The sequence below is a fragment of the Chryseobacterium indologenes genome, from assembly GCA_016025055.1.
Classification (GTDB): domain Bacteria; phylum Bacteroidota; class Bacteroidia; order Flavobacteriales; family Weeksellaceae; genus Chryseobacterium; species Chryseobacterium indologenes.
On the sequence record CP065590.1, the window covers coordinates 39881 to 52410 of the forward strand.

Below are 12530 nucleotides of genomic sequence, written 5' to 3' on the forward strand. Positions count from 1 at the left end.
TGCCAATTGGCATATATGGGCAAAAGAAAAAGCAGTACATTTTGTGTACTGCTTTCAAACACCCGTGCTGATGTTGCTAAAGGTCTTTATCCATATACTCTTCGAGGGAAATTTTGAGCTGGTCTAAAAACACCGTTCGGGAGCCTGCCCTTGTTTTCATTCGGTGGAAAGAATGATGTATATCGTTCAAGGGCGTTCGGAAGAGGATTTGGAAAATCAATGCTAATTTCCTGATGCCTATTTTCCCGTATGCAATAGATTTGGAAACATACAGGGCGTAAATCAATTCTATCAGTGCATTTTGCGAGTTCGTCCACGAAATGTCTTTGTTTCCATCACCGTTTATTGAAATGGTATCGGGATTTTTTTCAGGGTTTATTTTGGTAAGCAAGAAAGTATAAAGTAATTCATTGGCTATAATATGGGCAACTTTGTTATCGTAATAAGTAGAAAAGCTAAGGTCAATTTCAAATACACTACTTTTTAGACCATCGTGGTAATTGATTTTTCCGAGCCTGAAATAACTGTGGTCACGGTCAGTTCTGCCTGCACGATAGTACCTGTAAAAATCCTCATTGGATATGCTTTCCTTGTATTCGGATTTCAGAATTTTCAGTTGGTTTTCAAAATAACTTTGGTGTATTCTCCCTGCACTTACGGGGCAGGTAGTTTCAATGCGGAATACCTTATTGTAATAAATAAGTTTTCCTAAAATCTGCGGTTTGATATTCTTGAAAAAATTGATTTCCTGCCGTTCGTCCTTAAATCCGGTCTGCAAGACTTTCATCTTTATAGTAAACAGCATTTCCTTTAAGAATAAGGTCATTTGGTAAGCCTCATCCGCAGTTTGCATCATTTGAGAAGATAGCATATCTTCCTGACGCTGAATTTCCGATAATATTTTGTTCAACACGATTTCCATAGCTTAGTCTGTTAAAAGTTATCACTACTTGTTTCGGAACCACATTTTAATTGATATACCAAAACTTGGAAATAATATGTAAACCATTATCACATTGTGTCCCCATATTGGGAAAGATTTATTTCCAATTACGCTTTTTGATGTATATTGGAAAAGCAGAAAAAGGGTTAAGTACACTACGACTTAACCCTTTTTTTATTAAATTTGCAATAATGATTTACAAGGTAATCAGATGAAAGCGAGTGCAGTAAGCACCATTACTAAATCGTTACCGATAGCACTTTCGGTTCTTGTAAACTACTCTTTATTAGCCACTTTGGGCTATATTAATCTTTTTAACAAAAAAAATCATTTTAAATTTAACCTTTGCCTCTGTAACAAATCTCTATTATTACCGACTATTAATACAAATAATCTTTTTATAGTAATGAAAAATGCGAAAATTGCATCATTACTTTTTGTTTTGTCTGCAGGAAGTATGATGTTTGCCCAAGATGACTTAATCAATAAGTTAAAAAACAACCACTCACAAAATGCTAATTTTCAGTTTACAACGCTCAAAGATGTTGGCGCTACTTCTGTAAAGAATCAGGGTTCATCAGGGACCTGCTGGAGTTATTCAGGAAATTCTTTCCTTGAGTCTGAAATGCAGAGAATGGGCAAAAAGCCTGTAGATCTTGCTGAAATTTTTACGGCAAGAAATTCTTACCACGATAAAGCGAAGTTATATGTTTTAAATAACGGAGCGATCAGTTGGGGTGACGGAGGAGAACTTCACGATGTAATCAACATGTACAAAAAGTACGGAGCTGTTCCCCAGGATGTTTATACCGGGCTAAAAGCCGGTCAGACGACCAACAATTTCAAAGAAATGCAGGGAAAATTAAAACCTGTGCTGGATAGTCTTGTTCAGGCTTCTTCGAAGGGAAAGCTTTCAGACAACTGGATGGATTCTGTAGATGCTATTCTTGATGAATATTTAGGAAAAGTACCTGCCAACTTTACGTATGAGGGTAAAAATTACACGCCAAAAACATTTGCAAAAGAAGTAGTTGGGATCAATGCTGATGATTATGTAGAATTGTCTTCGTATAAAGACTATCCTTATTATCAGAAATTTGTAGTTCCGATTCCTGACAACTGGAGCCACGATTCAGACTGGAATGTTCCTATGAAAGATCTTACGGCCATCGTAGACAATGCGGTAACTAAAGGATACTCTGTAGGTTGGGCAACGGACGTTTCCGAGCCATATTTCTCATACAAAAACGGAGTAGCTTATGTTCCGGACATGGATCTTGACCAAATTACGGCAGACAATAAGCAAACTTTGTTTACGGAGCCTAAAAAGGATAAAACCATTACCGAAGACATGCGTCAGAAGGCTTTGAACAATCTTTCTACAACGGATGACCACGGGATGCACATCGTTGGTTTGGCAAAAGACCAGACCGGTAAAGAATATTATATGGTAAAGAATTCATGGGGAGTAACCAATGATTTTGCAGGTTACCTGTATGTAACAAGACCTTATGTAGAATATAAATCAACTGCTATTCTGGTTCACAAAAATGCGATTCCAAAGAATATTTTAAAACAGTTGAAACCAACTAAAAACATTGGCTTATAAAGAATCACTTCTGTCATTGTAAATATGGCAGTCTTAGATATTTAAATCTGTTGAAGCCCGCTCCCGGAAATTCCGGGAGCGGGCTTGTTTTTTATCAGTACCATAACAAGACAACGTGGAACTTCTTTTTTAAATTTTTATTATTTAAAATCTGAAAAACCAGGAACAGGAACTTAATTCCTTACTTATCAATTTTTAATGCTAAAAAAACCGGCTTTCAGGAAATCCTGAAAGCCGATTCTTTAATAAATAGGTGAAAATTAAATATAAAATAAAGTGAATTATGATGATTAATGTAAATGACCAGTAGTCACCGATCTCTCAGATATCTAAAATTATGCTGTAATAAAAATATCTGAAGTACAGCGACTCTAAGGTCTTACATTAAAATAAAACGCCCATACTTTCTGCTGAAAAGTCCAGAAGAGCCTCGGTATTTCCGTCTTTGATCTTCTGTACCCACTGATAATCCTGCAAAATAGCCCGCCCTACGGCAACAAGATCAAATTCTTCATGATCCAGCCTTCTGATCAGCTCCGTAAGATCTGTCTTTTCTGTTCCCTGCCCTGCAAAAGCATTAAGAAAATCTCCGTTCAATCCCACAGAACCTACTGTAATTGTTGGCTGTCCCGTAATTTTTTTTGCCCAACCTGCAAAGTTTAAGTCTGAACCTTCAAATTCCGGTTCCCAGAAACGTCTTTGTGAGCAATGGAAAATGTCTACTCCCGCTTCTTTTAAAGGTAGTAACCAGTCTTCCATCTCATTCGGAGTCAAGGCAAGTTTAGTCTTATAATCCTGCTGTTTCCATTGTGAAAGACGTATAATAATGGTAAAATCGTCTCCTACTGCTGCCCTGATTGCTTTAACGACTTCCACGGCAAACCTGCTTCTTTCTTTTAAGGTTTTTCCTCCATATTCATCAGTTCTTGTATTGGTTACCTCCCAAAAAAACTGATCAATAAGATAACCGTGCGCCCCATGAATTTCAAGACAATCAAAGCCAAGGTCTTTTGCTGCTTTTGCAGAAGATGCAAATTGGGCAATAGTATCCTGAATATCTTCTATCGTCATTGTAGAAGCCTTTTCCATTGCAACCAGAGGATAATCATCGGACATTCTCGTATCTCCTACGTGCCAAATCTGAGGTCCCATTTTACCTCCGTTCTGATGAACGGTATCGATTACGTTTTTCCAGCCATTCAAAGCTTCTTTACCGTAAAAATCAGGAATATTTTGCATATTTTTTGATCCCGGTCTGTTGATCACGGTACCTTCGGATAAAATTAATCCTACTTCTGAAGCAGCCCTTCTTCCGTAATAGTCTGCAATATTTTGCGTCGGAACGCCATTGTCAGACTGTGCTCTGGTCATCGGAGCCATTACGATTCTATTTTTAAGCTGTAAATTTTTATATTGAAACGGTTTAAATAATGAAGATGTGCTCATTTTTAAAATTTGTTTTGTAATTGTTACACAAAGTAACTAATAATAGTTTGTTTTTGTATCTTTTATTAAAAAAATAGTGGTAACTTCGCAGTAACTTACATTAGTAACATACAGGTAACGCTTGAAATCCAGATTTGATTTGGCCTTACTATAAATATCTGAGTATGAAAAAGAACGAATTAATGCAATACAGCTGTCCTTTAGGGAAAGCAATGGCTGCCCTGGGAAGCAAATGGAAACCGATTATTGTCTTAGTAATTAAAGACAGGAAACTGCGCTTTGGAGAGCTTGCGGTACGCATTAATGTCATTTCCAGAAAGGTATTGACTGATCAGTTGAGAGAAATGGAAACAGACGGACTTGTGATCCGCGAAGAATTTAAAGAATTGCCGCCTCGCGTGGAATATTCTCTTACTGAAAAGGGATTGGCACTACTTCCTATTTTATATTTACTGGAAGAATGGGAAGCCAAATACCAGGTGAAAGGATTGCACACCGATAAAGATTGTACTTTTTTGAATGAGGAGATGAAAAATAAAAAGGCTGTCAATGTTTGATAGCCTTTTACTTTGGATGGCACTTTCGAAAAGGTAAGTATATCACCAAAATGTAAGTCTATAGGTTCTGAAGTGTTTCTGATGCAAATTTGCGGAAAGAATTTCATTATGAATTACAAAGAAATTGCTAAAGAAACTATTGGTTATCTGTACAAAGCCCACACCAGCATCCGAAAATCCGGGATTGATGAAAGACTGATTGCCCTGGTAGAGCTTCGGGTCTCCCAGATCAACGGTTGTGCTTATTGTTGCAGCTATCATGCAAAAGAACTTTCTAATTTTGGCATTGAACAGGATATCATCAACAGGCTTCCGGGCTGGAAATACACCAATGTCTTCAATGACCGGCAAAAGCTTGCTTTAGGCTGGGCAGAGGCTGTTCTGGACAATAAAGATTATGCTGTCATCAAAGAAAAATTAAAAGACCATTTTACTGAACCTGAGATGGTAGAATTAACAGCAAGCATAACGCTGATGCATGCTTTGAATAAATTGCGGATTACACTCGCAGAAGAGGATTGATACCGCAACATTCAGTGCATACGGAAAAAAGATGCGGGCTTTCAGAAATCTGAAAGCCCGCATCTTCTATCTTTAATCCCCATTAGAATATCGCAGGATATTTCTGAGGGTTTGCTTCATTGAACATTGCATAGATTTTTTCTACCATATCATCTGAAGACGGTTTACTGAAATAGTCACCATCACTTGCATAGGCAGGTCTGTGATCGTTCGCTGCAATCGTCAATGGATCTGAATCTAAGTATCTGAACGCTTTTTGCTTTTCTAAGATATGCTGTAAGATAAATCCTGTTGTTCCTCCTTCCACATCTTCGTCAATTACTACCAATCTGTTTGTTTTCTTAACACTTTCAGCAATTTCGTGGGATAAATCGAAAGGAATTAGCGACTGAATATCAATCACTTCTGCAGAAATCCCTAATTTTTCCAATTCATTAGCAGCTTCGGTTACTATTCTCCATGTAGATCCGTAAGTAACCAGCGTTACGTCTGTACCTTCTTTGGTTACTTCAATTTTACCTACCGGAACAGTAAATTCCCCTAAGTTATCAGGTTGCTTTTCTTTCAATCTGTATCCGTTCAGACATTCTACAATGATTGCCGGCTCATCTGCCTGAAGCATTGTATTGTAGAAACCTGCTGCTTTTGTAAGGTTCCTTGGAACCAATACTAAAATACCTTTTGACAGGTTCAGAATTCCCGCCATCGGAGAACCTGAATGCCAGATTCCTTCTAATCTGTGACCTCTTGTTCTGATGATCAGAGGTGCTTTCTGACCTCCTTTTGTTCTGTATTGAACAGTTGCAAGATCATCACTCATTCCCTGTAAACAGTACAGAACGTAGTCTAAGTACTGGATTTCAGCAATTGGTCTCAGCCCTCTCATTGCCATACCAATTCCCTGTCCAAGGATAGTAGCCTCACGGATTCCTGTATCAGCAATACGCAACGCACCATATTTTTCCTGCATTCCTTCCAGTCCCTGGTTAACATCACCGATATTTCCGGTATCTTCACCAAAGATCAGCGTTTCAGGATATTTTGAGAAAATTTTATCAAAATTATTTCTGATCACTACTCTACCATCTACATCTTCAGAACTGTCTGAATATACAGGTTTGATTTCTTTGATATTTTCAGCCTTCCACTGGGATTCTGAATACAGGTGAGAAGAATAGTTGTCTTTTTCAATTTCAGCTACTTCATTGTATTTCTGCATCAATTGGTTTCTTTCGGCAGAATTTGTTCCTCTTGTTGCCAATAAAGCTTTTCTTGCTAAATGGAAGACATCTTTTTTGGCTTTAGAAACCAATTTATTGAATTGGGTAATATACGTTTCTACCTCTGCATTCTGGCCTTTAAGATTTTCTACTAAAGGCAACACAGACTGAATTAATTCGCTGATTGCTTTCTGGTAATTATCCCAAGCTGTCTTTTGTCCTGCTTTTGCTTTCTTTTTTGCTTCTTCATCAATTGCATCCAGCTCTTCGGAAGTTGCAATGACTTCTTCTTTTCCGTCAATTTCGATCGAATAGTTTAAAATCCATTCTTTAAACTTTGCCAGTCCGTCAAACTCAGCTTCCCAAGCAAGGCGTTCTTCGTTTTTATATCTTTCATGAGACCCTGAAGTAGAGTGTCCCTGAGGCTGAGTAACATCCACAACGTGAACAACTACCGGAACGCTCTCGGTTCTTGCAAAATGTTCAGCCTTAGCATAAGCATCCAATAAAGCAGGATAATCCCAAGCTTTCACCTGGATAATTTCACATCCCTGATTTTGTCCTTCTTTTCTTTGGAAGCCGCTCAACATCTCACTGATATCAGCTTTTGCTCTCTGATTTTTTGTAGGTACTGAAATTCCGTACCCGTCATCCCAGATAGATACGATCATAGGAACCTGAAGTGCACATGCTGCGTTTAATGTTTCCCAGAAGTGTCCTTCTGCCGTGGAAGCATCTCCAATCGTTCCAAAGGCAATTTCATTACCATCTTTTGAAAACTTTTCAGAACCTTCAAATGTTACACTTTTATATATTGTAGAAGCCTGAGCCAGTCCTAATAATCTTGGCATTTGCCCGGCAGTCGGAGAAATATCTGAAGAAATATTTTTTTGTGCAGTAAGATCTTTCCAGCTTCCGTCTTCATGTAAACTTCTTGTTGCAAAGTGCCCGTTCATCTGTCTTCCCGCTGAAGCCGGCTCTCTTTCTACACTGGTATCTGCATACATCTGTGCAAAAAAGCTTTCCACAGTTAATGCATCAACGGCTAATGCAAATGTCTGATCCCTGTAATATCCAGAACGGAAGTCTCCATTTCTGAAAACCTTCGCCATCGCCAGTTGAGGAAGTTCTTTACCGTCCCCAAAAATTCCGAATTTAGCTTTTCCTGTGAGTACTTCTCTTCTTCCGAGATAAGACATCTCACGAGAGATCCTTCCTAACCTGTAGTCTTCAAGTATTTGATTTTTAAAATCTTGAAAGGATATTTGCTGTGTTTCAATATAGGTTGTTTGCATAGCTAAGTAAAAAAGTTTTTTAATCTTCAAGTATTTTGCTAATATACACTTTTTAAATTAATTTTAATTTTTAATAATCTTTTTAAAAATTTGATAATAAAAAAAATTGTGCTTTATTTTGAAAAAAAATGTAAAGATGGAAAAAAAGTCACCCCACATTTTGAATGCATCCAGTAATCTTTTAGGTTTTTCGCTCATTATTATCACGTCACTGAAAATCGCTAAAATGAGTGAGAGCACGTATCTGGACGAATTTGCGGGGGTTGCCTGCATACTTTTCGCCTGTAGCTGCTGTTTTTCTTTTCTCGCTATCAGAACCCGTCATGAAAAGCGGGAATACACGTACGAGACTATTGCGGATTATTTATTTTTAACAGCTTTATTTTGTATAATTCTAGCTGTTATTATTGTAACCATGAAAATAATTTAATTAAAATCATCCTATTTATCAAATCAAAAACAGTCTAAAATTTTCAATTAGTTAAACAAAAATCAAATATTCAGTAAAAAAGCAAGTAAAATAGAATTACAACTCACATTTTAATGAAATATTTGTTTTTATTGTATCAGATTGGTAATTTATTTCAATATTATAAAAAAATTACAAATGAGTAAGATCCGCATTGGTAAGGCATTTTACTATTCAATCAACCCGGCAATTATATGATCATAAAAAACGGAATGAGTACATTCCGTTTTTTATTTATATTAATTTTAAAATTTTCTTTCAATAACGTAATCCAACATGTTGTATAAGGATTTTCTTGCTTCGGAATCTGGAAATTCATTCAAAATATCCTTAGCTTTTTGTTGGAAATCCTTCATGACTGTAATGGCGTACTCCAATCCGCCTGAGGCTTTAACAAACTCTATAAGCTCTTTTACACGTTTCGGATTGGTATTATAACGCCTTATGGTATCAAAATAATACTTTCTGTCTTTCTCACCGGCATTTTTCAAAGTATAAATTAAAGGCAATGTCATTTTCTGCTCTTTAATATCGATACCTACCGGTTTACCGATAACGTTTGAGCTTAGATAATCAAAAAGATCGTCTTTAATCTGGAATGCCATTCCGGTATAGGTTCCGAAATCCTGCATTTTCTTGGCCATCACTTCATCTGTACTGTTTGACAGTACTCCTATTTCACAACATGCCGCAATTAAAGTAGCTGTTTTCTGACGGATAATTTCGTAATACACATCTTCCGTAATATCCAGTTTTCTGGCCTTTTCAAGCTGCAGGAGCTCACCTTCCGACATTTCACGGATGGTTCTTGAAATAACGCCAAGCAAGTCGTAATCTTTATGGTCTGTAGATAATAATACTGATTTCGATAAAAGATAATCGCCTACTAAAACGGCAATCTTATTTTTCCACAAAGCATTAATGGAGAAAAAATTACGACGTTTAAAACTCTCATCCACAACATCATCATGCACAAGGGTTGCCGTGTGAATCAATTCAATCATGGAAGCTCCACGATATGTTTTTTCGGTCACCTCTCCTACCAGTTTGGCACAAAGAAATACAAACATAGGACGCATTTGTTTCCCTTTGGTGGTAACAATAAAACGGGTTACTTTATCTAATAAAGGGACTTTACTCTGCATTGATTCATAAAACTTCTGCTCGAAAAGTTTCATTTCCTCATTGATCGGTTGCTTGATATCTTCTACAATGTTTGCCACTATCTGCGAATGATGGATGAATAATTATTACTTCTCACAAAGATAATTTTTTTAGTTCAATTTTACAGGAAAATTAATCTTTGAGTTTCTCTTTGGGATAAAATAAAAATAAGGTTTCGTTCTTCCTAATGAAGACCTGAACTTTTCTCCTGATATATAAATTCCGCTATCATCTACGGCAATCCCTTCAATTTGTCCTATTGACAGAGCACTTCCCAAATAATAATGTTTGGGATTTTCCTTAAAAAAGATTCCCGGTTCTGTTTCTTCAAAGATATCTAAAAAGACTTCCGTTTTTTTGGTATATCCTACCAGATACAGCTTTTTCCCGAAGTAGGCAGCGTCTGTTACCACAAAATTCGTCTTGTAGCTTTCTACTTTTACTGCTCCTTGCTTTTCATAGGTATCAGGATCAAGGGTATAATGAGTCGTGGCTTTTGAAGCCCATTCTTTGGTAAAAAGATGAATTTTTGCATTGGTATATATCATTGCTTCCGCGTCAAAATCTGTTTTATAATAATTAGAAATGTAGTCGGTCTGCTCCGGGTAATGGAATGGTATTTCCTTGATATGACTGTTTTGTACACTGTCATTTTGAAACGGTACTTTAAAAATCTTAAGATGCTTTCTGCTTCCGTCATTATTTCCAACATCACCAATATAGAAATTCGTCCCGTCGTTAGTTAAGGCTTCCCAATCCGTATTTTTGGCATTTACCTGTAAGGTTTTCAGGATTTCGCCTGAGGTTTTACTGATTTCAAACAATTCCGGATTGTTTCCGCTGTCATTAAAGGTATACAACTTTCCATTCAAAATATTCAACCCGGATGTTTCCTGGATTTTATCATCTAAAGAGCCAACTCTGTATTTTTTTATTTTGAGGAAATCAGCCTGTTGGGAAAATAAGGTTTGAAAAGTAATAACAGTGAGAAGCAGAAGAATTTTTTTTCATCATGCAAAAATAAGGCTTTAAGATGAAATACGAAGACGATTCAGTGCAAATGATCAGAGAAGGCACAGAGCGATGAACCTCTCCCTTTATATGTATTTTCATTGTCATAAACTATTTTTCCATCCATAGAAAACGGGCCACAAAAGCCCGTCTTCTCTATAGTTTTTTATTAATGTAATTTTTGAAATTAAGCAATTTTCTTATCTTTTTGGTTCTCCTGCTGTTCTTTCTTTTTGGCCTGCCTTGCAAAATATTCCCTTTGATATTGTCTTACAGTTTTTCCTGTTCCGTCGTGTCTCCAGCCCGGTGAATTGAAAATGTAATTGATCCTGTCTGTAAATTTTAAGCCAGGTTGCTTAAGGTCTTTCCATATTTTCCTCCATTCATAAAAAAGCACCGTATCCGGTCTGTTATCCGGCATTTTAGGGTAAATACCATATTTAACAGGGACATTAGGATCTTCTTTTTCAAAAGTTCCGAATATTTTATCCCATATAATCAGACACATTCCCATGTTCTTATCCAGGTATTTTACATTACATGCATGGTGTACACGGTGGTGGGAAGGAGTTACCAGAATATACTCTAAAAAACCCATTTTTTTCACAGTCTGTGTATGTACCCATGTACCATATACCTGTCCGATAGCGTACGCAACCATGATATGCCACGGATTAAACCCTAAAAAAGCTAACGGCGAAAAGTATAAATATCTGTAAAGCGGTTGCAATACAGGACTTCTGAAACCTGTTGTAAGGTTAAAAAATTCTGAACTGTGATGCGTAATGTGTACTGCCCAGAAAGCCCTGGAACGATGATCTACATAATGCAATACGTAGTAAGCAAAGTCTGTGATAATAAAACAAGCTAAGAGATACCAGATACTTAAATCCCAGGAGAAGATCTTGTGGTGATAAAAGAAAAACATTACCCCCATTGCAAAGGCCTTCATGATAAGGTCAAGGCCAAAATTCATCAAAGCCAGATAAATATTCGTGGCAAGGTCTTTACCGCTGTATAATTTAGCTTCGGAAACATGGCTATAAATCATTTCAGCTAAAATAACCGTAGCATGTAGAGGCACAGCCCATGCATACACAGTTTCTAACCCGTCCTCGCTCATAAGAAAATCCATCATCATAAATAATTTTATGCAAAGGTAGGATTTTAACTTATTCTTTAAGAGAATTTTAAGCTTTTTTTAAGGAAATTTTAATCAGTTGTCTTGTTGGCCAATTGCCCACAGGCAGCGTCAATATCGCCACCACGACTTCTTCTGACCATTACCGTGATGCCTGCATTTTCAAGCTGTCGGATATAGTTTTCTTCCGCTTGTTTGTTACACTGGTCATATTTTCCGTCGCCAATAGGATTGTATTGAATAAGGTTCACTTTAGAAGGCACCTGTTTACAGTATCTGATCAAAGCTTTGATATCTTCATCCCCGTCATTGATCCCTTTCCATACACAGTATTCGAAAGTGATCACCGAACCGGTTTTTTGATACCAGTATTGAAGAGCTTCCATAATTTCGGTTAACGGAAACTTATCGGAAAACGGCATGATTTCATTACGCTTTGATTCGATTGCGGAGTGAAGTGACAAAGCCAGTTTTACTCGCAATTCTTCATCAGCAAGCATTTTCATCATTTTGGGTATCCCGGATGTTGAAACGGTAATTCTTCTTGGAGACATTCCCAATCCTTCGGGCTGGGTAATCTTTCTGATGGCTTCCACCACGTTTTTGTAATTCATCATCGGCTCTCCCATTCCCATAAATACGATATTGGAAAGCGGCCTGTCGAAATACATTTTACTCTGGCTGTCAATCAATGCGACCTGATCTACAATCTCAGCAACTTCAAGGTTTCTCATCCTTTTCAGTCTTGCTGTGGCGCAGAATTCGCAATTTAAAGAACAGCCTACCTGTGAGGAAACACAAGCTGTAGTCCTTGTTTCTGTAGGGATAAGAACAGATTCTACCAATAATCCGTCATGAAGTTTCACTCCGTTTTTGATGGTCCCGTCGGTGCTTTTTTGAAGCAGGTCTACGGAAACAGGATTAATGGTATACTCTTCTGAAATCTTTTCACGAAGAGATTTCGAAAGATTCGTCATCTCATCAATCGAATGGAGGTTTTTACTCCATAGCCAGTCATAGACCTGTTTCGCACGAAACGGCTTTTCTCCTAAAGATACAAAGTAGTCTTTAAGCTGGTCCAGTGATAATATACGGATATCTTTCATTGTAAGGTTTTAGATTTCAGGCTTCAGGTCACAGGTAACTAGTACCT

The 12530-nt window shown here is 37.3% G+C and carries 10 protein-coding genes; 3 read left to right on the forward strand and 7 right to left on the reverse strand.

The window, feature by feature from the left end:
- Positions 1–76: 76 nt before the first annotated feature.
- Complete coding sequence (locus tag H3Z85_00165) at positions 77–922, reverse strand: RteC domain-containing protein (GenBank protein ID QPQ51984.1); 846 nt, start codon at positions 920–922, stop codon at positions 77–79.
- A gap of 427 nt (positions 923–1349) precedes the next feature.
- Here H3Z85_00165 and H3Z85_00170 point away from each other — a divergent pair, with 427 nt between their 5' ends.
- A complete protein-coding gene (locus H3Z85_00170) occupies positions 1350–2552 on the forward strand; it encodes an aminopeptidase (protein ID QPQ51985.1) in 1203 nt (400 codons plus the stop codon).
- Between the two features lie 384 nt (positions 2553–2936).
- Here H3Z85_00170 and H3Z85_00175 read toward each other — a convergent pair whose 3' ends face one another.
- Complete coding sequence (locus tag H3Z85_00175; GenBank protein QPQ51986.1) at positions 2937–3998, reverse strand: NADH:flavin oxidoreductase; 1062 nt, start codon at positions 3996–3998, stop codon at positions 2937–2939.
- Between the two features lie 164 nt (positions 3999–4162).
- Between H3Z85_00175 and H3Z85_00180 the strand changes: the two genes are divergently transcribed.
- Both H3Z85_00180 and H3Z85_00185 read left to right on the forward strand, forming a co-directional pair.
- A complete protein-coding gene (locus tag H3Z85_00180; protein QPQ51987.1) occupies positions 4163–4555 on the forward strand; it encodes a helix-turn-helix transcriptional regulator in 393 nt (130 codons plus the stop codon).
- Between the two features lie 108 nt (positions 4556–4663).
- Positions 4664–5077: a carboxymuconolactone decarboxylase family protein gene (locus H3Z85_00185; protein ID QPQ51988.1), complete on the forward strand. Its 414-nt coding sequence runs from the start codon at positions 4664–4666 to the stop codon at positions 5075–5077.
- Between the two features lie 82 nt (positions 5078–5159).
- Here the strand turns inward: H3Z85_00185 and H3Z85_00190 are convergent, their stop codons facing one another.
- The 5 genes from H3Z85_00190 to rlmN form a co-directional block, all read right to left on the reverse strand.
- Positions 5160–7592, reverse strand: coding sequence for a transketolase (locus tag H3Z85_00190; protein ID QPQ51989.1), 2433 nt, complete (start codon positions 7590–7592; stop codon positions 5160–5162).
- A 714-nt stretch (positions 7593–8306) separates the two neighbouring features.
- Complete coding sequence (locus tag H3Z85_00195; protein QPQ51990.1) at positions 8307–9284, reverse strand: polyprenyl synthetase family protein; 978 nt, start codon at positions 9282–9284, stop codon at positions 8307–8309.
- Positions 9285–9335: 51 nt separating this feature from the next.
- On the reverse strand, positions 9336–10226 hold the full coding sequence (locus H3Z85_00200; GenBank protein ID QPQ53811.1) for a hypothetical protein: 891 nt from the start codon (positions 10224–10226) through the stop codon (positions 9336–9338).
- A gap of 197 nt (positions 10227–10423) precedes the next feature.
- Entirely contained in the window at positions 10424–11374 is a 951-nt protein-coding gene (locus H3Z85_00205; protein QPQ51991.1) for a sterol desaturase family protein, read from the reverse strand.
- Between the two features lie 74 nt (positions 11375–11448).
- The gene (rlmN, locus tag H3Z85_00210; GenBank protein ID QPQ51992.1) at positions 11449–12483 is read right to left on the reverse strand and encodes a 23S rRNA (adenine(2503)-C(2))-methyltransferase RlmN; all 1035 of its coding nucleotides are present in this window, start codon (positions 12481–12483) and stop codon (positions 11449–11451) included.
- Positions 12484–12530 lie beyond the last annotated feature (47 nt).

Bases quoted from the DNA above. Each gene is read 5' to 3' on its own strand.
- H3Z85_00165 (QPQ51984.1), bottom strand. From the start codon at position 922: ATGGAAATCGTGTTGAACAAAATATTATCGGAAATTCAGCGTCAGGAA.
- H3Z85_00180 (QPQ51987.1), top strand. From the start codon at position 4,163: ATGAAAAAGAACGAATTAATGCAATACAGCTGTCCTTTAGGGAAAGCA.
- H3Z85_00170 (QPQ51985.1), top strand. From the start codon at position 1,350: ATGAAAAATGCGAAAATTGCATCATTACTTTTTGTTTTGTCTGCAGGA.
- rlmN (QPQ51992.1), bottom strand. From the start codon at position 12,483: ATGAAAGATATCCGTATATTATCACTGGACCAGCTTAAAGACTACTTT.
- H3Z85_00175 (QPQ51986.1), bottom strand. From the start codon at position 3,998: ATGAGCACATCTTCATTATTTAAACCGTTTCAATATAAAAATTTACAG.
- H3Z85_00185 (QPQ51988.1), top strand. From the start codon at position 4,664: ATGAATTACAAAGAAATTGCTAAAGAAACTATTGGTTATCTGTACAAA.
- H3Z85_00190 (QPQ51989.1), bottom strand. From the start codon at position 7,592: ATGCAAACAACCTATATTGAAACACAGCAAATATCCTTTCAAGATTTT.
- H3Z85_00205 (QPQ51991.1), bottom strand. From the start codon at position 11,374: ATGATGGATTTTCTTATGAGCGAGGACGGGTTAGAAACTGTGTATGCA.